We start from the raw sequence: 21892 nt of genomic DNA, 5'->3' as shown, positions 1-21892 counted from the left end.
GGCTCTATAACATTGTTAATGTTTTTTCTGGAAGGGGAAAAATAAGTTAACAGGCTAGCGTTTTGCGTGAACTCTCTAACAGAGGGGAGAAAAATCAACTTCCGGCAGGCTTTCAAAGCCCGGCTTCGCGAAGTAGTACCCCTGCATAAAGCGTATACCCAGCTTCGTCAGCACATTGAGTTCAGCTTCGGTTTCAACACCTTCAGCAAGCACTTTGGTTCCCTGCAGCTCACATTGCTGAATCACCTCTTTTACCTGCTTTTGCTTTTCCGGGGATTGATCGATGTCCTGTATCAGGCTTCGATCCAGTTTTAGAATGTGCGGTCTTATCTCGACCAGCCAGCTCAGGCTGGTGTAGCCTGCACCGTAATCATCAATTGCCGTCTGAAAGCCGCGTGCGGAGTAGCTACTGAAAATACGCTGCAAGTGAGACTTATCAACGATCTCTTCACCTTCAGTGACTTCGAAAACCAGCTTGGTCAAATCAAAACCGTATAAATCAGCAGCTTCAATGGTTGCCCGAATGCAGGTTTCGGGACTGTAGACAGCATTGGGTAAAAAGTTAATGTGCAAGTAGCAATCGATGCCAAGGCGAGCTGCGGTTTCAATCGCTTTTACGCGACAGGCCTGATCGAAATAATAGCGGTTGTCGTGGTTAATTTGCTCAAACACCCAGCCGGCGCCCTGACCTTCTGTACCTCGAACCAGTGCCTCGTAACCACAAATACGTTGCTCCTGACAGTCGATAATTGGCTGAAAAGCCATGGTGATTTCGAAACCTAAATCCTTCCCTGCCAGGCAATCTTTGCACGTCTGCTGACGTATCGATGCGGGTATCGTCATGGAAGCTCCGTTTTTTCCTTTAGACATTTGTAGTTAACCAAACGAGACTCCCAACGGCAATGATCAACCAGAGCATGACTGCTAATAATAATGGCTTTAACCCCGCTGCACGAATTCGTTGAAGTGTTAAGCTTAGCCCAATTAGAAACAAACAAAAAACAAGCAGTTGTTTACCCATCGCAAAAAGCAGGCTGAACAACGCTTCCTGTTCAGGCCAATAGGATGCGATCCCAGCGCTCGCGATGAAGCCGCCGATAAACCATGGCACCACCATCTTGGTTGTGCTTTTGTGTTTCTGCGAGCGCGCGAATACCCAGGCCGAAACAAGTGCCACGGGTACAATCCACAGCGCCCGCGCCAGCTTGGCTGTCGTCGCTACCACCAAAGCTTCATCGCCATAAGCCTCAGCTGCGCCGACCACCGATGACGTGTCGTGAATAGCGATAGCAGACCAAAGCCCAAAGGTCACCTGATCAAGCTCAAGCAAACGACCTATGATGGGAAATACAAGTAATGCTATGGCGTTGAGAATAAACACCACTGCCAACGCCAGCGCCATCTGATCACTGCGCGCCCGTATCGCTGGCCCCACAGCAGCGATCGCGCTGCCGCCGCAAATCGCCGTTCCCGAACCAATAAGGTGCGCTGTAGCGGTTTCCAGGCCAAGCCATTTGCCCAACAGCAGCCCGAGCACCAGGGTTAGCACAATGGAGACCACGATGAGTCCCAGGGCGTCACCGGTAATGGCAAGGGCAACGTCCAGCTGGATACCAAACCCTAATAAGACAATCGCCACCGCCAGTAAACGTTTGGCGAGTTGGCCGGGGTTAAGCTGCCGTGGAACCAACCCGAAGCCAGCCAGAATAAAGCCAAGTACCAGCGCCAGCGGCGAAGAGATGAAGCCGGCCAGTGCCAGTCCGCCGCCGATTAAGAAGGCAAGGTAAGGAAGCACAGTCGCCATCAAAGCTGGTTAATGGGTAATTTTAAGTAGACCTTACCCTGTGCATCTGCCGGGGGCATTTCTCCCGCCCGGATATTCACCTGAATCGAGGGCAGGATGAGCCGCGGCATTGCCAAACTGGCGTCACGCTGTTCGCGCATGGTTACAAACTCAGCTTCGCTGACGCCGTCGTGAACGTGTTTGCTGTGAGCTCGCTGGTCTGCAACGGTGGTTCGACACTCATGTGAGCGGCCGGCGGGTGGGTAGTCATGGCAAATATAGATGTCCGTTGCTGCTGGTAGCGCCAGCAGTTTTTTAATCGACTGATACAGAGTAGCCGCACTGCCGCCGGGGAAGTCACATCGTGCCGTGCCAACGTCCGGCATAAAAAGTGTGTCACCGACAAATGCCATTTGTTCGTTAATAATATAGGCAACGTCAGCCGGGGTGTGACCGGGGGTATGCAGCACACGAAATTCCATACTGCCTACCGAGAAGGTATCACCGTCACTGAACAATTGGTCGAATTGGGCACCATTGGGCAAAAACTCTTTTTCCAGGTCAAAGACCTCTTTAAACAGTTTCTGTACATCGCGAATGTGCTCGCCAATCGCAATTTTGCCGCCCAAAGCGTCCTTAATATAGGGCGCCGCTGAAAGATGATCAGCATGAGCGTGCGTTTCTAGTACCCACTCAAGTTCCAGCTCGTGAGCGCGGACGTAGTCCACCAGACGCTGGGCACCTTCTGTGCTGGTGCGCCCTGATTTATAGTCGAAATCAAGAACAGGGTCGATGATAACCGCTTTCTTACTTGTTGGATCACAGACCACATAGCTGAAGGTTTCGCTATCACTATCCAAAAATGCTTCAACATGAGGTTTCGCTGCCTGACTCATGACCACTTGCTCCTAATTCCATTCGCTCCTTTTAAACTACTTCATTCTGGCAAAGGTTTAAACTGGATCAGACGTCAATGTATGTATAAAATTGCGCCTTTCGTACAAAACAAGTGAGAACTTACTATGGGTCGCGCCTTCCAGAACCGCAAAGAGTCGATCGCGAAAACCGCGGCGGCGAAGAGCAAAGTTTACAGTAAATACGGCCGCGAAATTTACGTCGTGGCCAAACAAGGTGGTGTCGAACCCGATGCCAATCTGCAACTTCGTGGTCTGATCGATCGAGCTAAGAAGGACCAGGTTCCCGCACATGTCATCGAAAAAGCCATTGAAAAGGCCAAGGGTGGCGCCGGCGAAGACTACGCGCCTGCGGTTTACGAGGGCTTTGGTCCTGGCAACTGTATGGTGATGGTGGAGTGTCTGACCGACAATCCGGCCCGCACCTTTGGCGAGGTTCGTAACTGTTTCACTAAAACAAAATCGAAAATCGGTGCCCCCGGCAGCGTGTCTCACATGTTCGACCACTGCATGATTCTCGCCTTTGCTGGCGATGACGAAGACGCTGTGCTGGAAGCCTTGATGATGGCTGACGTTGATGTCACTGACATTGAAGCTGAAGACGGGAAAATCACGGTTTTTGCTCCCCATACCGAGTGGCATAAAGCAAAAACCGCGCTACAGGACGCATTCCCTGACATCGATTTTGACGTTGATGAAGTTCAATACCTGCCGCAAGTCATGACCACCATCAGTGGCGATGATGATATTGCCATGATGGAAAAATTCCTCGACATGCTGAACGACTGTGACGACGTGCAAAACGTCTACCACAACTCTGACGCCTGAGCGACAGCCCGCAGAGTTACTGCGGGCGCGCTTCTTCTCCAAGTAAGTTCAGGATAAAGGCATACTCCTCTGCGGTTTGTTTCAGCCGCGCGAAACGACCTGAGGAACCACCATGGCCTGCTTCCATATCAGTTTTAAACAACAATGGATTATCGTCCGTTTTAAGATGGCGTAATTTTGCCACCCACTTCGCTGGCTCAAAGTATTGGACCTGCGAATCATGTAGCCCCGTCGTCACCAACATGGCCGGATAGGCCTGTTTCATCACCTGATCATAAGGCGAATACGACAACATATAATCGTAGTAAGGCTGATCCTGCGGATTCCCCCATTCATCAAACTCATTGGTGGTTAACGGAATGGTTTCATCCAGCATAGTGGTAACCACATCGACAAAGGGCACGTGTGCCACCAGCCCCCGATACTTTGCGGGAGCCATGTTCGCCACAGCGCCCATTAGCAAGCCCCCGGCACTGCCGCCCATACCAAAGACTTTACCCGGGTGTGCGTACTCTTCTGCGACCAGGTGTTCCGTCACATCGATATAATCGGTAAAGGTATTCTTTTTATTTTCAAGTTTACCCTGCTCATACCAGTGTCGACCCATTTCCTGTCCACCGCGAATATGGGCGATAGCATAGACGAAACCGCGATCAACCAGTGAAAACACGGATTGACGGAACCAGGGTTCGGAGGTTGCACCGTAGGAGCCGTAGGCATACTGATACAGAGGAGCGCTACCGTCTTGTTGGAAATCGTTGCTATAGAGCAAAGAGACCGGGATACGAGTACCGTCATCTGCGGTTGCCCAGGTGCGCTCAGTGGCATAGTTGGAGGCATCATAATTGGGCACCTCAGTAGCTTTTAACACCTCGCTCTCTCGGGTTGCCATATTGTACGCGTAGGTCACTGTGGGCGTGACAAGCGAGGTGTAGTTGTAACGCACCACGGCAGTGTCTTGTTCAACGTTGGTTTCAAAAGTCATGACATAGGTTGGCTCGTCAGCACTGATCACGTGGCTTTGGCTTGGATCACTCCAGGGCACAACACGGACCTGACGCAGACCATCCCGACGCTCATTCAAGGCCAGATGGTTGCTGAAAACCGCAATATCATGAATAAACACTTGCTCGTCGTGAGGCACCACCGGTCGCCAGCTCGCCTTGTCGCCAAGGTTATCTGCCGTGACCTCCATGACCTGGAAATTGGGGGCATTGTAGTCGGTCAGGATAATCCAGCGCCCGTCAATATGGTCTGCTGAATACTGCAGGTCCCGCTCCCGCGGCGCAATCACCTGTAGTGCGGCATCCGGGGTCTCGGCGTCGAGCACATGCATTTCGTTGGAGACCGTCGACTGCAGGGTAATCACCACATACTCGCGATCCGTGGTATTACTCACCCACATGTAGAAGCTTTCATCTTGCTCTTCGTAGATGACTTCGGCGGTTTCAACGGGTGCTCCTGTTCGATATTTCAACACCCGTTTGGATAACAAGGTTTGAGGATCCTTTTCGACCAGAAACAATGTCTCATTGTCCTGTGCCCAGGCAAGCGCAGCTGAGAGTCCGTTGAGCCCCGTCGCAGTTGTGGTTGCGGAGGTCAGGTCTTTCACGTGCAGCTCGTACTGGCGACGGCCGATCGCATCCACCATATAAGCCAGCTTGGTCTGATCGGGGCTGACCTGAAGATTTGAAACCTGCATAAAGGCTTCGCCTTCGGCAAGCTCGTTCACATCGAGCAGGATTTCTTTTTGACCGCTTTCAATGTGCGTGCGCGTGTAAATCGCATACTCTTGCCCTTCCTCGTACTCGGTCTGATAAGTGTAATCTCCGCGCTGATAGGGCACGCTTTCATCGTCCTGCTTTACCCGGGCCATGAGTTCTGACTCGATTTTGTCTGTCAGCTGCTGATAATCCGCACGGTAACTATCGTAGTAGGTATTTTCTGCGTTTAAATAGCCAAGCACTTCCGGATCTTGGCGTTCATCGTCGCGCAGCCAGTAATAGTAATCGACGCGCTCTCCATGCGGCGAAACTATAGTGTAGGGCTCACGCTTAGCTACCGGAGCATCCGACTCCTTACTCTCTGCCGGTGTCGATTGCGGCTGACAGGCTGTCAGTAGAAGCAAAGCCGTCAACGACAAGGTACTGCGAACGCCTGAAGCAAAACTCAACATGGGGTGTCCTTTTCTGATAGGGTCGACTAGGTCTGTACGACTTTTAGTCATTTTAGGTACCGAGTCAAGGGTACAGAAACCACATTAAACTTATTGTAACTTTTAAACTAGTCAACGCTTATATACGTATTTTATCGCTTATTAGTTGAACTCGTCCGACCAGACAGTGTAAATTATGCGACTAATTTTTCATCAGCAGGGGTTTTCGTGCAGACCACTCAAGCAAACAAAGCTTTGTCGTCTTACCTGATGCAGGTGGTCATGGCCTGCGCGCTCGTGTTTGCCATGGCTGTTGCGCAGGCGCAAGAGACTGTTGCGCCGCCGCCCATGGCCCCTGCTGTTGAGCAGCAACTTGATGACATGCTCAACAGCAATTTGAGCGAAGCCGAAATGGGCAAGCAACTGCTTGCACTCGTCGAGACGCTGCCTGCTGATACCCCGGATATGACACAAATTCGGATAAAATCCTATCTGGCGATGTCCTACGGCTATGAGGGCGATTTTACAAAAGCTTATGATTTGTTAGATGAAATCGAACAGCAAGCGCTAAAAAGTGGCTTCCCGGACGCCATCACCGAAGCAGCCGCCACCCGGGTTTTACTCAAGACCCTCGAAGGCAAAATCACCGAAGCTTACAGTTTGATTAATGCGGTCATTGTGCCTGCAGAAAAAGCTAGTTTGCCGCGCGTTCGCTACTTTGCCCATAACCTGGTTGCCAGCATTTACATGCAGAAGAATCAGACGGAGCGGGCCTTAGAGCACCTGATTTATGCTTCAGACGCGGTCAACGAAACAGATTCTGAGCGTACTCCCGTGCGCCGTATCTATTTAAAGCTTCGTATCGCCGAAATCTACAGTCAACAAACTCAGTATGAGCAGGCGTTACTGCAACTTAACGAGGCTGAGGATACGGTCCAGTCCAATGGATTGGAGTCAACTTTCGCTCCGGAAATCCAATTTCAGCGGGCTTACATCGCCACTGAAATGGAAAATTTCGACGCGGCTTTTGACATTTATGAGGAACTTGAAGACCAGATTAAAGACGACCCGCAGTGGGTCGCGATGCAACCCACTGTTTTAAATAACCTTGGCGACCTCGCTATTCGCACCAAGCGCTTCGAATCTGGTATTGCGACGCTAGAAGAAGCATTGGCCATTGCGCAACAGCAAAACGCTACCATCACCGAGCAAATCATCCGCTTTAATCTAGGCTTCATCCAGGTCCACCTTGGTAATCACGACAGGGGCCTGGAGGCTATGAAGGCTATCGTCGAAGAGGTCCGGGGCGAGTGGATCAGTAGTGAATTCGAAGGCTTGCTTGGTGAGTATGCGCAAGCTCTGAGCATGACTGGCCGCTATCAGGAAGCAAATGAGGTCCTACTGGAGCAACGTGAGCTTCGAGCCGAAGTTTTTAACACGGAAATGCAAAAGAACGTTACCGAATTGCAGAACCTTTATGAATCGAAAGACAAGGCCCAGCAGATTGAACTGCTCGAACAGCAAAACGGCCTCAACGAACAAATGCTCAAAAACGAGCGCCAGCATCAACTGATACTGGCATTAGGAATTATTGTCGCCCTCTTGTTCTCTATTTTAGCGCTCTATCTCTATCGCGCCGCACGTCGATCGAACTTAGCGCTAAAAGATGCTAATGCCAAGTTGGCCGACCAGTCCGTGCGCGATCCTTTAACCGGTTTACTTAACCGTCGTGCCATGCAGCAAGAGCTGCAGCGTCAGCAGCGCGAAGGCTCCGCACACAATGATGCGATGGTGCTGCTGGATATCGATCATTTTAAACGCATCAACGATAAGCATGGACACGCCGCCGGTGATGATGTGATTTGTGAGGTGGCCAGGCGCTTGGTCGCCATTTGCCGCGAAAATGACAAGGTGATCCGCTGGGGGGGTGAAGAGTTCCTGATTTACCTCTCTAATGCCGATGCCGATGCACTTCCGCGTTTTGTGCGCCGACTCTTGCAGACCATCGCTGAACAACCGATTACCACCAAGTGTTCAGGCGACATCGCGATTACCGCCACAGCTGGTTTCATCAGTTACCCCTTTGCCGGGTTGGACGAGCAACAGATGGATTGGGAAGCGACGCTACAGCTCATCGATAATGCACTCTATGCAGGTAAGGTCCATGGTCGCAATCAGGCATGGGGAATTACCCAACTCAATGTCCCCCTCGATAAAGCCAGAGCAGCTCTTGATAGCGACCTTGTTGAAGCGATCGAACAGAAAGTTGTCACGGCAATAACACTGCACGGGCCCAAATCAGAAGGGTTATCTGACTAATCAGCCAAGGTCTTCCGCGTTTACATAGCTAGCTTAACTCGCTAAGCTTAAGCGATTGTGTTTTGGAGAACCTGACATGGCTGTACGCATCTATTGCTTCAGTGGTTACGAATTCGACCCCGTGCATGCGTTACTGCGCTCGCCTACCGATGAAATTAGCCTTGAGCACCGAATTGCTTCTTTGCTGGATTATTTTTGTCAGCATCCGCAGCAAGCGCTTACCAAAGAAGCGCTCCTGGATGCCGTTTGGGCCGGGCGCATTGTTAACGAAGACAGTCTTTCCGTTGCCGTCAGCAAACTACGAAAACTCCTGCACGACAGTCGCGGTGAACCCCAATTTATTAAAACTATTCCTGGCGTTGGCTATTACTGGCTACCTGACACCACGCTAAAAGCATCCTCCACCCCCGCAGCTGCACAAAATGTTGACACTCAACGCGTGTCGGCCAGCACGGTGCAAAGGCGCGATCGCTATCGCTGGGGATTGCTTAGCGCGGTACTACTCATTCTTGTTGCTGTCATTTACTTGCTGCAGAGTCAGGGTTACCTACATCCTGCGGCAGAGCCCTCCAGCACAGCCAGCGACCAGCCCGCGGCGGCAGCTTTGCTGACCGCGCCAGCACAAGCTAAATTCCAGGAAGCGCAAAAACTCATCGCGCCCGCCGTTTACTATGAGTCAACGCCAGCAAACTACCGCCGCGCGATTGAGCTATTCCGGGAGGTTTTGCAGGAGTACCCTGACTTTACCCCTGCTCACGTGGGTATTGCCGAAGCAAAATTTGAAATGAGCGGTCTGCGAGGGTATCGCGATTTGCAGCTCTACCTCGATGAGATTAATTCCATCGTCGCTCTTGCGCTCGCTCAGGATCCTGCCAATGGTGATGCGCTGGAGTTAAAGGCCAAGCTGGCATTTCTCGGCGAATGGGATCTCGAGACCGCAAAGATCTATTATGAAAAAGCCATCGAGGCAATGCCCAACGATCCCGGCGTTTACTTAGGCTATTCTGAACTCCTTTTAATTCGGGGACGTTATCAGGAAGCCGATAAACTCCTCAATCAGCTACGGGTAAAAAACCCGGATTTTTATCGCTACATGAACCTGTCTCTGGTTTATATGTTTAAAGGTGATTACCCGCGCGCTATCGCGGAAACTCAGCGTCTGATTAACTCCGAGGTGCCTTCGCGCCAGCATAACCATATTCTGACTCGCATCGGTGTCCTCACCCATGACGACGCGATGGCGATGGAACACCTTGAAGTTTTGATGCGTGAAGAAGGTTATAACGATCAGCGTATCGCAGCCTACCGAGAGCTCTTTGCTGAAGGCGGCATTGCTGCGGTATACGGTCAGCTGCTGGAGGAGCGCAACGAAGATAACCTGGGTCAATATATTCCACCGCTTTCGTGGGCCCGCTACGCTATTGTGATCGGTGAATACGACATTGCGCTGCGCCATATACAGGACGCGATAAAACGCAAACAACCGCAGGCACTGATATTACATAGTGATCCCCATTATGACCCGCTGCGACAATCTGAGGAATTCCAGCAGCTGCTGGCGCAGCTGCCGAACTAATCGCGCTGCTTTGCTAACGGGCGTAAGACTTCGCCCTGCTGCACCACTGCTATAGGTTTGCGTAATACCGCAAAATCCGCCAACGGATTACCCGGGTAAGCATTAAAACTAGCCTCAAAGCCGGGACCAAGCTCACCGACTTGGCGCTCGGGAAATAGCGCTTTAGGCGTCACCCGGGTCGCGGTATTAAGTAAAGCAACCGCATCAAGATGCATGTGTTCCCGTAAATAAATCAATTCATCGATAACAGAGCCCTGAAACTGGTCCGAACGACTTAGCAGTTCCACGCCGGCTGTACGCAAGAGCTCCAGGTTTTCCTTTTGCAGATTCTGCACCCGCTTTTTTTCAGCTGCTGAGACATTCTTGAACAGTTCAACAACGCCCGCGGTTGCCACCACTTTAATTCCTTTAGCCGCAGCAAGTCTGGCGGTAGCTTCCGCAATCCGATAATCCTCAGCTATCTTACCCTCGGCCCAATGGTACCCTGGCAGATGTCCGACCCAGTCAACTCCGGCAGCCACCGCTAAGGAAAAATCGGCCGCCGATTCGGTGTGGGCGACGACGCGCAATCCCCGTTCTTGTAGATAAGGAACCAGCGCCATGACGACCTTGACGGTCAGGCCATTCAGGCCAAAATACTCCGGCGCGCCGCGCCGTGTCTGATCTTCATGATGCACCAGGATGATTTTAACGAGATCCTCCGCTCCGGCAGCGATTAAGGGCCATTTGCGCTCGATGTCACCGACCGCATCGACCACGATGTAGCTGTGATCGTAAAGGCTAGCGGGTGCCGTTTCGGAACGCCCGCCACGCGACGCTAAAGCCATCGCTAACGGGTGGCCATCAGAGCTGGAAATGCACGCTCCTGCAACCTTTATCGAAGCAAGTCGAGCCCGTCGCAGACCCTCACGTGCCTCCCCTGCGTTGAGGTGACTGCCACATAGCATGGCACCGTATAAAATGCCTCTATCAATATAGCTACTGTGAAAATTGTCCACTAGCCAGGGGGTCTGGAGATTATGGTTGTGGGCATCAGCCAGCGGCGGCAACATGTAGGCACCTTCCAAGTCATAACTGTTGGAAACCTGCTTAACACGGTGCGCAGCAACAAATTTCCCAGCCTCGACAAATCGCGTGCCCTGAACAAACTCGCTACCGTTCCACCAGTAACCATTGCGATAAGCATCTGCGCCCTGCACCACTGCGCTAAACAGCAGCAGCAAGACACTTAAACCAACGCGCGATAACATCATGCTCTCCCTCCTAACTGCCCAATGTGGTCAACGGAAAATCCTCAGCACTGAGGACTTTAACCACTTGCCCGTTACGCAGTAAATCGGCACCGCGCACGACCACGGACTGTCCATTGTGAAGTTTGCCTTTGACGTTGACGTAATTGCCGGAGCCGCCGGCAATAGTCACCTTAATTTCCGTCGCTTTGCCTGCCTTATCGACCACAAAGACACGGGTTCCATTTTTACCGATCACCAGCGCATCTCTTGGCACCACGAAGTGCTCAGCCGGAAACGCTGCGGGAACCGCGATGGTCACCAGCTCACCGACGCGGAAATTACCGTATAACGCGGTTGGAATTGTCAGCAGACCGGTGAATGTTTGCGAGCGCGCGTCACTGACCGGGATCAGTTGGCGTAGCTGCATTTCACGAGTTCCGCCGGAGAAGAACACCTGGATGCTCTCAGCAGCGCGTGCAAACTCGCTATAAGCCAGTGGTCCGTGAAAACGGATCTCGAGGTTCTCAATGTCGACCAGCTCAATCAAAGGTGCAGTGCCGACGACGTCTTCACCACTGCGTTGCAGACGCTTAATCACAACGCCGCTATAAGGAGCCTTCACGGTAGTTTTATCGAGATCGTCCTGGGCCTGTTCAAGCTGTAACTGTAAGAGCTCGCGGTCAGACTTTAGTAAGCCAAGTTCTGCAGTTAAGTCATCGACATCACGAGTCGATACAGCCTGCTGGTGATGAAGCTCCTGTAACCGCGTCAGATCTTGCTCGGCACGCTTGATTTCAATCTCTTTGCGTTGAATTTGCGCCTGCAGTTGGCGCACCTGTAACTCGAAAGGCCGTTGGTCCAGCTGTACTAAAATGTCGCCGGCTGTAACCTGAGTGCCAGGCTCCGCAATCCAGGTGATTTTGCCAACCACGCCAGCACTTAATTCACTGCTGTGGCGACTTTGTACCTGCCCACTTACCATAACTGTCGGGCTTAGGGTTTTCATCGATACTGGCACGACCGAGACTGCCGGGGCTTGCTGTGCGTACCCGGCAAAGCTGATAAGTGCAAGGCTAAGTACAAACGAAGGTAGAATTAATTTAGTCAGAAACATGATCAGTCTCCTGTGAAGCTGGACGCGCTATTAAGCGCATTAAGGCAGGCATATAGATAAGCATGAAAATAGTACTCATCAGCATGCCGCCGACAATAACAACTGCAAGGCCGCGATAGATTTCACTACCAGCGCCAGGGATCAGAACAAGCGGCAACATACCGACCACCGAGGTCAGTGAGCTCATGTAGACCGGACGCACGCGTGTGGCAATGGCATATTGGGTTGCGGCCGCGATAGACATTCCCTCGGCTTGCGCTTTGCGCGTCTGATCAACCAGCAGAATGGCATTGTTCACCATCAGTCCAAGCAAGATGACAAAACCAATCATGGTCAATAAGTCGAGCGCCTGGAAGGTAAACATGTTCAGCACGGTAAGGCCAACAACACCCCCAGCCATAGCGACCGGAACGGTAGTGAGTACTAACAAACTATCGCGCATTGAGCGGAACACCGCAGCCATGATGAGGAACAAGATCACCACCGCGTAGATGAAATTCTCCTGCATCGTACCTATGGTATCCGCCAGGTCATCAGCGCCACCTGTCAGACTCATGTAGACACCCGGACTAAGCTCATTCCCAATCTCCTCCATGACAGTACGCGTGACTTCAATGGTCTCATCAAGGGTCACCGTGGGTGGCGGTGCAATCAACAAGGTCAATGTGCGTTTACCATTCAAGCGCTGCAGGCGAACGGGGCCGGTGATGCGTTTGGTTTCAGTCAGCTGGCCAATCGTCTGCACGCCACCGTTGTTGGTGTACATCGGCATGGCTTCGAGCTCTTCTGGGTTACGCCAGGGCGCGGACTTTACGATGATATCGCGCCGGTTATGCCCATCGAAGTACTCGCCGCTGTAGAGACCGCTGGTCACCGCTCGTACCATCTGTGCGACACTGGTGCGATCGATCCCTGCCTGAGCAAGTTTGTGATCTCGCGGCGTCACCAACAATTCTGGTTTAGCATCATAGATATTGGGGATAGCACGCACCGCAGTATTGGGTAAACGATCGCGCAACAGTTCGATGGTCCGCTCGATCACCAATCGTGAGGCATCGTCAAGCTCACCATTAAAGTTGAGTCGAATCGCACGATTGGTGCTACCCACACTGATATTTAACAGTGATGATTGTTGCGCATAAGCTTTGGTTTCCGGTAAGTCCACCAAAATCTTTTCGCGCAGTAAGGTCAGGACTTCCGTTGCACTGTCTGCCTCTTCAGGGTAGACAAAGAGAATCGACCCACCCGAGCTGGAGGCAATATTGTAGTCTTTGATTTGCGGTAACTGGTCACCTTCCACATAAGGTTCCAGGCGGCGCATAATGGTGCGCGCGATTTCATTTTCCAACACTGAATAGTTCGCGCCCGGTGGCACCATAAAGGCGACAAAAATCCCTTCCCACTTTGCCTCGGGGAGAAAGTCCGGACGTGGTAACAGCACCATCATGGCCACAATTGAAGCGCCCAGTAACGTCGTAACCCATAACGTGGCGCGGGTCGTTGTGCGGGTTGCACGACCATACCAATTCGCTAATTTGGACCACAGTGGCAACGGGTCATGTGCTGATGATTCTTGCTTCAGAACTTTAACAGCCACTACAGGGATCAGTAGCATCGCCGCCAGCATTGAGGCGATGACGGCCACCGACATAGTTACCGCCAGATCAAAGAACAGTTGGCCGGCCACACCTTCCATAAAAATCACGGGAGTGAAAATAGCAACGGTCGTTGCCGTTGATGCGAACAGAGCAGGCGCCACATCACTGGCTCCTTGCTTTGCCGCGGTCAGCAGTCCTAGCCCTTGCTGGCGCAGGCGTAAAAAGTTTTCCTGTACAACTATCGCCGCATCAAGCACCAGCCCCACCGCAAAGGCGAGCCCCGCCAGAGAAATGATATTCAGGCTACGGCCTAACATAGCCATCACCAAAAGCGCTGCGGCCAGGCTTATAGGAATCGTCAGGCCAATTAAAAGCGTTGCGCGAAAGCCGCGGATCATCCAGTACAACATACCAAGCGCCAGCAGAATACCAATGCCCAGACTGCTCTGCACCAGATCAATGGCACGTTTGATATGCACCGATGAATCGAAACTAAGCTCAATCTGTAAGCCATGCTTATTCAGCAGGCGCTCGTTGAGGTCCTCAGTCACACGCTTTAAGTTGTCCATGACCTCAACAGTGTTTGCATCGTTGGTGCCATTTAACGAAATGTAAAATGCCGGTCGGCCAGTGCGAAATGCGAAGCTACGACGTTCGGAGAAGCCGTTTTCGACTGTTGCAATTTCGCGCAAGTAGACCGGTCGACCATCATTGTAGGTGACAATCATGTCGCCAAAGGTCTCGGGCGTGTACTGGCCATTGTAGCGCACCGTGTACTCACGCCGCCCTACTTCAGCAAAACCGCCTGACATATTTGCCGAACGTTGAATGCTCTGAGTGACAGTACTCAGCTGCACGCCCAGCGCGGCCATCTTATACGGGTCGATCTCAACATGCAGCTGATGGCTTAACCCACTATTCAGATCAACCCGGGCGATGCCAGGAATTTTTTGCAGCTCGGGCTTTACGCTGGCTTCAATTAAATCCTGATAGGCCGTGAAATCGGCATCTTCACTGGCGTCGATCTTGGTAATCAGCAGTGAGGCAATGCTTTCCTCGAGTCCGCCCAGCATCACGGTCGGCTCGTTGGCTTCGCGTGGTCGTGCTGGCGCCTGGTTTAAGGCATTCACCACATTAATGAAAGCCTGTTGCATATCGGTACCGATCGAGAACTCCAGCATGGTGATGCTCATACCGGCCCGCACCGATGAGTACAGTCGCTCGACGCCGGCGATACCCGTCAAAATGTTTTCCTGGGGTTCAACGATTTCGGCTTCGATTTCCGCCGGAGCCGCCGCGCGCCAACTATTGATGATAGCAATTTGCGGACGATTGAGATTTGGCGTCAATTGCACAGGCATCTTGGTCATGCTGGCAAAGCCAATGATGGTAACAATCAAAAAAGCGATGACTGTCGCAAAGGGGTTATAGTGACTTAATTGAATCAAACGCATAGTTTTTCCTCCCGCTGCAACCTGCTGGTGGTTGCACGAGTAGCACTATGGTCGATCGTTTCTTAAAGCTCCTGAAGCTTTACTTAAGGCTTCTTAAGGAATATTAAATAGATGATTTAAAACAAAAAAAACCGGCGCATTTTTCTGCGCCGGCTTTCCCCGTTCAGCTAGAGCTGCTTATTGGATCTCGTTCAGCTCATCAATTCCCATGTTATACAGGGTGAATCCATAGATATCAGCGTACTGTTCGATGGTTTTTGAAACCGGCGTTCCGGCACCATGACCGGCATTGGTTTCAATGCGAATCAGCTGTGGATTTGGCCCTGTGTTTTTGGCCTGTAACTCGGCGGCAAACTTGAAAGAGTGCGCCGGAACTACGCGGTCATCGTGATCACCGGTGGTGATCAGCGTCGCCGGGTAGCTCTCACCTTCTTTGACGTTATGCACCGGTGAGTACGCGTAAAGATACTCGAACATTTCTTTGCTATCTTCAGCGGTACCGTAGTCATACGCCCAACCTGCGCCTGCAGTAAAGGTGTGGTAACGCAACATGTCCAACACACCCACAGCTGGCAACGCCACTTGCATTAAATCAGGACGTTGAGTCATCACCGCACCGACCAGCAAGCCGCCGTTGGAGCCACCGCGCACTGCGAGACGTTCATTCGAGGTGTAGCCTTCGCTGATCAGGTATTCACCTGCCGCGATGAAGTCATCAAATACGTTTTGCTTTTTCAGCTGCGTGCCGGCGTCATGCCATGCCTTACCATACTCACCCCCACCGCGCAGATTAGGCACCGCATACACACCACCTAACTCCAGCCAAAGCGCATTGGTGATGCTAAAAGATGGCGTCAAGCTAACGTTAAAGCCGCCATAGCCATAGAGCATGGTCGGGTTGCTACCATCAAGCTCCAGTCCTTTCTTGTGCGTGATAATCATAGGTACCTTGGTACCATCCTTGGAGGTATAGAACACCTGCTTGGATTCATAATTGTCACTATTGAAGTCGGCTTTTGATTTCTCGTAAACCGTAGACTCACCCGTTTCCGGAGTGTAGGCATAAATGGTGCCTGGCGTGTTGTAATTGGTGAAGGTGTAATACAAGGTATCTGCATCATCCTTGCCACTAAAACCGCCGATGCTGCCAACACCTGGCAGGCTCACGTCGCGCACCTTGTTGCCGTCATAATCGTACTGCTCGACTTTAGCAATGGCATCGACCATGTACTCAGCAAAAATGTAGCCCGCACCTGTACCTACGCTAAGAACATTTTCAGTTTCAGCAATAAAGTCCTGCCAATTCTCTGTTTGCGGAGCGCTTGCATCCACCGTGACCACGCGCTTATTTGGTGCATCAAGATCGGTAACCAGATAAAGCTTAGACCCCTTGTTATCTAATAGCGCAGTATCGGCATCAGTATGTCCCTGAATCGTCACCAGCTCACTATCTGGGTCGGTCAAATCTTTCATGAACAACTTATTGCCGGAAGTTGACACTGCTGCGCTGATAAACAGGTAATTGTTGTCTTCGGAAACCTGACCACCTACATAACGGTGTTTCTGCTCTTCAGTTGCACCAAAGACCACCGGGTCATTAGCTTGCGCTGTACCCAGTTCATGGTAATACAGCTTATGTTGATCGGTTTTGGCAGATAATTCGCTGCCGTCAGGTTTATCGTAGCTTGAGTAGTAGAAACCTTCGTTGCCGAACCATGAGATCCCGCTAAACTTGACGTCGACTAAAGCCGGCTCCAGTTGTTCTTTGGTTTCTGCGTCAATCACGATGATTTTGCGCCAGTCGCTACCGCCTTCGGAAATGGCGTAGGCAGCGAGCGAACCATCTTTAGAAAAGCTTAAGCTCGCCAACGAGGTTGTGCCATCTTCACTGAAGGTATTTGGGTCGAGGAAAACTTCCGTATTGCCGTCAGCGTCAGTGCGGTAAACGACGTACTGATTTTGGAGCCCGTCATTTTTATAGAAATAGGTATAGTCACCTTCTTTGAAAGGGGCGCTTACCTTTTCGTAGTTCCACATAGAACTTAAGCGATCTTCTAATTCCTGACGGTAAGGGATCTGCTCCAGATACGCAAAAGTCACCAGGTTTTGTGCTTTCACCCAGGCTTCCGTCTCTTCGCTGCGGTCATCTTCCAACCAGCGATAAGGGTCCGCGACCACGTTACCAAAATAGTTATCCGTGACGTTGCCACGGAACGTCATCGGATACGTGATCTGGGTATTCACAGTTGTCGTTTTCTCTGCCACGTCGTCTTTACCCGATTCTTGTTGTGGTGAGCATGCCGCTAACGCTGCTACGCTCAGCAAAGTAATCCACTGCTTCATAAAGTTGCTCCGTAATAGTAATACTTAACTTAATGCTGGATGCGTATTCGCAAACCACGCCTGTTGGTTCATGGACGCCAGGAAATTTTGTAACTCTGGCCATTGATGGATATCCAGACGTTCGCGGAACTGTGCCCAGCTGAGGAAACAAGCCAGGCGTAGGTGCGCATCGTTACCGGCATCGGCTACAGGCCACTCACGTTGATTGAGTTCGTCCAAAATACTCTGTACGCGGGCTTGCTGACGTTGCAGGTAAGGTACCTGGGCAGCCGTGACACCATCGCGTTCAAGTAAAAATAAATTCACCGCCGTGTCCAATGCGGTATTGACCAGACAATACAAGTCAAACTGCTCATCATCGGCACAGAAAGGCTCACCTGCCAACGTGCGAAGATAACGCAAAATAGAGGACGAATCATGTAATTGCAGACCGTTATGGCTAAAGAATGGCACGCGTTTAGCTGGTGAGTGCTGTGCGCTCTGCGCATAGTCCGTCGGCACAAATTCAAATTTCTGTTCATGCTGCGCCAGCACAATGCGGCAGTGGCGCACAAAAGGAGAGGTATAACTGCCAAATAATTTCATCTTGGTTCCTGAAAACGCTAAGCTAGGGCAAACTCACAAGAGAGTAGCATAATGAAAAACGCCATACAGTATTTACTTAAAGGTCTCGCAATATTGTTGCCGATCATCGTCACCATCGCGCTGGTACGCTGGTTGCTGGTCACAGTTGAGACTTGGTTAAGCCCGATCTGGCTGGCTGTTCTGGGCGAATCTTTTTATTTCCCGGGACTCGCCTTTATCAGCTTTCTTGGTATCGCCGTTTTTATCGGTTTCAGCGCGCGCTGGCGATTTATCAATAGGATCTGGACCTTGCCCGGAGTCATCATCAATAAGCTGCCATTACTTAGCAGCCTCTATGGCACGGTAAACGATGTATTTGAAATGATGTCGGGTAAGAACTTTGCCAGAGAGTCGGTGGTCATGGTGACTTTACCTGGCGGTGACGTAAAACTTATTGGCATTATTACCAAGAAAAGTGGTGAGCCCGGTGATCGCTTATCCGAATGTCTGGATGAGGACTACGTCGCAGTGTTTTTGCCAATGAGTTACAATGTCGGCGGCTACATGGTGATGGTGCCTCGTAGTTGTATTGAACACCTCGATATGAGTCCCGCTGACGCACTGCAATTGACCATCAGCGGCGGACTCGGTAAAAAAAGCTCGACCGCCAAGGAGTAGTAAATGGCTTACTTGCCCTGCGTTGAAATCGAACCTGAACAGTCCGCCAACCGCAGTGTCATCTGGTTGCATGGCCTGGGGGCTGATGGCAACGATTTCGCGCCTATCGTTCCTCATTTGCAAGCGCCCGAGGGCGCCTTTGTGCGCTATGTTTTTCCGCACGCTCCGCAGATTCCAGTCACCATCAATGGCGGCATGCGGATGCCGGCCTGGTACGACATTCTGTCCATGTCGATAGAGCGTCAGGTCGATAGTGAACAGTTACGGGCCTCTGCCAAAGCCGTTGGCGAGCTCATCCAGCGGGAGCTGGAACGCGGCGTTAAAGCAAAGCACATCGTCGTTGCCGGCTTTTCGCAAGGGGGGGCGGTCGCCTATGAAGCGGCACTTACCTCCCCGCAGCGGCTGGGAGGCTTACTGGCGTTGTCGACCTACCTTGCCACCCACGATAGCATCAAACTAAGCGCCGAGAATCGGCAGCTCCCCATCCTCATCCAACATGGCAGTCAGGATCCAGTGGTCCCCGAAGCGCTCGGTAAACTTGCCTACAATTGGTTATGTGATGCGGGATATGCAGCGGACTATCAGAGTTTTGCCATGCAACATCAGGTTTGCCCGGAACAAATTGTAGCCATTAATCAATGGCTACAACACGTGTTCCGTTAACCGTTAGCCTAAAAACTGTAGTTTTTCAGCCCACTGCTGGACCCAGGTCTGGGCCGTGTCAAGATTCGCAGTGCGAATGTTCACGTGGCCCACTTTGCGTCCGGGCCGCGGTTCTTTGTTGTACCAATGGCATTGGGCATCCTGGTGATGCCACAGTCCAACGGGGATCTGCTTGGCGCCGATCACGTTCAACATCAGCGTGGGTTCAATTCGCAGCTCCGGAAACGGCATGCCGGTCAGTGCGCGCATATGCAAATCGAATTGACTGCAATTTGCTCCGCTCATGCTCCAGTGCCCGGAGTTATGCACCCGCGGAGCGACTTCATTGATCAGTAACTGCGCCTGCTCACCTTCGCCTACCACAAAGAACTCGATGGCAAACACGCCGACATAGTTCAGGGCATCGGTCAGTCGATGAAAGGCTTCCTCAGCCTGGCGCTGCAAGGTGTCTGGCACAGCCTCAATGCCCGCCAGGCTGTAGCTCAAAATCCCCTGGGTATGGACATTGGTGATTAACGGATAACAACATACGCTGCCATCTTTTCCGCGGGCACCGACCATCGACACTTCTTTTTCAAAAGGAATCAAGTGTTCGGCGATCCCAGGCTCTTTGCCTGCTTCAGCAACGCAGTCTGCAATTGCATCACCCGGCCGAAAACGCCACTGGCCTTTACCGTCGTATCCGCCCCGCGCCGCTTTAATTACCAGCGGTTGAGTGGTCTGCTGCAGGATCTTTTCAAGCTCGGCAGGGGTACCGAAACTTTGCCAGGGAGAGGTTCCCACGCGGCAATCATCAAACAGTTTTTTCTCGGCTCGACGGTCCGTCAGGCTCTTGATGCGAGCCGGATCCATAAGAAACTTATCGTGAGCAGCGGCAATGATGTCGGCGGGAATCGCTTCATGCTCCCAACTCACCACGTCCGCCCAGCCAATAGCCTCGGCCAGCGTCCAGGACAAACTGACTTGCGCCGAGAGAGGCTTCACTTCGTGACTACGGGTACTGTATAGCAGGCATTCATGGCCGTGACTGATACCACTGGCGCCAAGCATCTGCCCGAGTTGACCATCACCGACAAACAACACCTTCATTCTTCGGATAGCTCCAGTTTTGGACCGTTCATAACTTTGTCACGCTGAGCAGCGCGGAACTCTTGCACACGTTTACGCACATCAGCATCAGTGGTACCGATAATTTGTGCTGCCAGCAAACCCGCATTGGCTGCCCCTGCCTGGCCAATCGCCAGGGTGCCCACGGCAACGCCTTTTGGCATTTGTACAATCGACAGCAGGCTATCTAAGCCTTTCAGTTGCTTGCTGGGAACCGGCACGCCCAACACTGGGATGGCGGTATACGCGGCGAGCATGCCAGGTAAATGTGCTGCGCCACCAGCGCCAGCAATAACTACAGGAATGCCTTCTTGCTCGGCATTTTCCATTGATGACTTTAAAAGATCGGGCGTTCGGTGGGCAGAGACAACCTCAGCACGCCACTCAACACCCAGATCTTTCAGCATCTTTGCGGCGTGTTGCATGACGGGCCAGTCGGACTGCGAGCCCATTAGAATGAGTACGGGTGCCATGAGCTGCTCCTTTTTGAAAGGGGCGAATTGTAGCTAGCTGAACCGCCGGGTGCAAATTTATTGTGCGACTTTTAGGCGGTTACGCCCCTGACTCTTCGCCTGATACAGTGCCGAGTCTGCAGCACCTAACCACTCACCCCAATGTTGTCCCTGCCCGTATTCCGCCAAACCGCCGCTGGCAGTAATGGTGACAGTGAGGGATTTTACCGAAAATGGGTCGTGTCGGATGCGATCCAGCATATGAGTGGCAAGATCAGCAGCCTCTTTGCGGTCGGTATTCGGGAAAATAACCACGAATTCAGCACCACTGGAGCGTATCACCGTATCTGACGGGCGCGCGACACTACGAATCCGCCGGGCCACCTCTTCTAATACCTTGTCGCCAAACAAGTAACCATAGCGGTCATTGACGCTTTGAAAAGAGTCCATATCAATTTGCACAAGAGCAAATGGTTGTTTTGATTTCGAGGCTTTATCCACGGCGTGTTGTACCATTTCGCTCAGGTATTCACGCTTAATGCACCCTGTTAAAGAGTCGGTCGCGGCCGCTGAATAGAGCTTGCGCTGCATGCTCGCCATCATCACCAGAAAGGCTGCGCCCACCCCGATGAGCACCAACATGGAAAGCGCCACACGCCAGGCGTAATCGAACGGAAGAACCTGATAAATTACCGCGGCAAATAGTGCATAAATCAGCATGATGACCAGTACAAAGATGGTCTTATCAAACATGAAAAACACCATCGCCAGGATCGGGTACATCCAGTAAACCCCAAGAATACCGGCAGATTTCATCGACACACTGACCAGGGTGCCAAGGCAGCAAATGACCAGAAAGTTAATCCATTGGGGGGCCAACTCGTTACGGTATAGATAACCGATTAAGACGAAGCCGAGGGCAACAAAGAACAACGCCGCACCCGCTGGCCAATTCCCTTGCACGGCGGAATAGATTGCTGCACCGGCAATCACGATTCCAGAACCGAAGTAAATCGTCCGCATTGCCAGCAATCGAAAATGCTGCCACAGATCAAATGTTCCGGAAAATTGCGTTGCTGTTGCTTGGTTCATAGTTCCACCTACTTTAGCTG

The 21892-nt window shown here is 51.8% G+C and carries 17 protein-coding genes; 5 read left to right on the top strand and 12 right to left on the bottom strand.

The window, feature by feature from the left end:
* Positions 1-75: 75 nt before the first annotated feature.
* The 3 genes from J6J28_RS08160 to J6J28_RS08150 are packed head-to-tail and all read right to left on the bottom strand — an operon-like array spanning position 76 to position 2679.
* Positions 76-843 carry an EAL domain-containing protein gene (locus tag J6J28_RS08160; RefSeq protein ID WP_301720996.1) on the bottom strand — a complete coding sequence of 256 codons (768 nt, stop codon included), beginning with the start codon at positions 841-843 and terminating at the stop codon, positions 76-78.
* Positions 844-862: 19 nt separating this feature from the next.
* Positions 863-1804: a YeiH family protein gene (locus J6J28_RS08155; RefSeq protein WP_301720995.1), complete on the bottom strand. Its 942-nt coding sequence runs from the start codon at positions 1802-1804 to the stop codon at positions 863-865.
* Entirely contained in the window at positions 1804-2679 is an 876-nt protein-coding gene (locus tag J6J28_RS08150; RefSeq protein WP_301720994.1) for an MBL fold metallo-hydrolase, read from the bottom strand. Before J6J28_RS08150 ends, J6J28_RS08155 begins: the two co-directional genes overlap by 1 nt.
* Before the next feature lie 126 nt (positions 2680-2805).
* Between J6J28_RS08150 and J6J28_RS08145 the strand changes: the two genes are divergently transcribed.
* Positions 2806-3525, top strand: a complete 720-nt coding sequence (locus tag J6J28_RS08145) for a YebC/PmpR family DNA-binding transcriptional regulator (protein WP_301720992.1) — start codon at positions 2806-2808, stop codon at positions 3523-3525.
* A 16-nt stretch (positions 3526-3541) separates the two neighbouring features.
* Here the strand turns inward: J6J28_RS08145 and J6J28_RS08140 are convergent, their stop codons facing one another.
* On the bottom strand, positions 3542-5701 hold the full coding sequence (locus J6J28_RS08140; RefSeq protein ID WP_301720990.1) for a S9 family peptidase: 2160 nt from the start codon (positions 5699-5701) through the stop codon (positions 3542-3544).
* Positions 5702-5908: 207 nt separating this feature from the next.
* Between J6J28_RS08140 and J6J28_RS08135 the strand changes: the two genes are divergently transcribed.
* Both J6J28_RS08135 and J6J28_RS08130 read left to right on the top strand, forming a co-directional pair.
* A complete protein-coding gene (locus tag J6J28_RS08135; protein WP_301720989.1) occupies positions 5909-7999 on the top strand; it encodes a tetratricopeptide repeat-containing diguanylate cyclase in 2091 nt (696 codons plus the stop codon).
* Between the two features lie 76 nt (positions 8000-8075).
* Positions 8076-9575, top strand: coding sequence for a winged helix-turn-helix domain-containing protein (locus tag J6J28_RS08130; RefSeq protein WP_301720987.1), 1500 nt, complete (start codon positions 8076-8078; stop codon positions 9573-9575).
* Here J6J28_RS08130 and J6J28_RS08125 read toward each other — a convergent pair.
* From J6J28_RS08125 to J6J28_RS08105, 5 genes are all read right to left on the bottom strand, one after another.
* A complete protein-coding gene (locus J6J28_RS08125; RefSeq protein ID WP_301720986.1) occupies positions 9572-10828 on the bottom strand; it encodes an amidohydrolase family protein in 1257 nt (418 codons plus the stop codon). The genes J6J28_RS08130 and J6J28_RS08125 overlap by 4 nt on opposite strands.
* Positions 10829-10838: 10 nt before the next feature.
* Positions 10839-11921: an efflux RND transporter periplasmic adaptor subunit gene (locus tag J6J28_RS08120; RefSeq protein ID WP_301720985.1), complete on the bottom strand. Its 1083-nt coding sequence runs from the start codon at positions 11919-11921 to the stop codon at positions 10839-10841.
* Complete coding sequence (locus J6J28_RS08115) at positions 11908-14973, bottom strand: efflux RND transporter permease subunit (protein ID WP_301720983.1); 3066 nt, start codon at positions 14971-14973, stop codon at positions 11908-11910. Before J6J28_RS08115 ends, J6J28_RS08120 begins: the two co-directional genes overlap by 14 nt.
* Positions 14974-15150: 177 nt before the next feature.
* Positions 15151-17316, bottom strand: a complete 2166-nt coding sequence (locus J6J28_RS08110; protein ID WP_301720982.1) for a prolyl oligopeptidase family serine peptidase — start codon at positions 17314-17316, stop codon at positions 15151-15153.
* A gap of 24 nt (positions 17317-17340) precedes the next feature.
* Positions 17341-17901, bottom strand: coding sequence for a glutathione S-transferase (locus tag J6J28_RS08105; RefSeq protein WP_301720981.1), 561 nt, complete (start codon positions 17899-17901; stop codon positions 17341-17343).
* Positions 17902-17952: 51 nt separating this feature from the next.
* On the opposite strand from J6J28_RS08105, the gene J6J28_RS08100 reads away from it, so the two are divergent.
* Both J6J28_RS08100 and J6J28_RS08095 read left to right on the top strand, forming a co-directional pair.
* Entirely contained in the window at positions 17953-18558 is a 606-nt protein-coding gene (locus tag J6J28_RS08100) for a DUF502 domain-containing protein (RefSeq protein WP_301720979.1), read from the top strand.
* 3 nt (positions 18559-18561) lie between these two features.
* Positions 18562-19221, top strand: coding sequence for an alpha/beta hydrolase (locus tag J6J28_RS08095; protein WP_301720978.1), 660 nt, complete (start codon positions 18562-18564; stop codon positions 19219-19221).
* A 3-nt stretch (positions 19222-19224) separates the two neighbouring features.
* Here J6J28_RS08095 and J6J28_RS08090 read toward each other — a convergent pair whose 3' ends face one another.
* From J6J28_RS08090 to J6J28_RS08080, 3 genes are read right to left on the bottom strand one after another with little or no spacing between them, the layout of a single operon-like run.
* Positions 19225-20310, bottom strand: a complete 1086-nt coding sequence (locus J6J28_RS08090) for an ATP-grasp domain-containing protein (protein ID WP_301720977.1) — start codon at positions 20308-20310, stop codon at positions 19225-19227.
* Complete coding sequence (gene purE / locus J6J28_RS08085) at positions 20307-20801, bottom strand: 5-(carboxyamino)imidazole ribonucleotide mutase (RefSeq protein ID WP_301720975.1); 495 nt, start codon at positions 20799-20801, stop codon at positions 20307-20309. Before purE ends, J6J28_RS08090 begins: the two co-directional genes overlap by 4 nt.
* Positions 20802-20858: 57 nt before the next feature.
* Positions 20859-21872, bottom strand: a complete 1014-nt coding sequence (locus J6J28_RS08080) for a GGDEF domain-containing protein (RefSeq protein ID WP_301720974.1) — start codon at positions 21870-21872, stop codon at positions 20859-20861.
* Positions 21873-21892 lie beyond the last annotated feature (20 nt).

The organism is Pseudidiomarina terrestris, assembly GCF_030466375.1.
GTDB classification, from domain to species: Bacteria; Pseudomonadota; Gammaproteobacteria; order Enterobacterales; family Alteromonadaceae; genus Pseudidiomarina; species Pseudidiomarina terrestris.
This window is presented reverse-complemented; position numbering and strand designations above follow the sequence as displayed.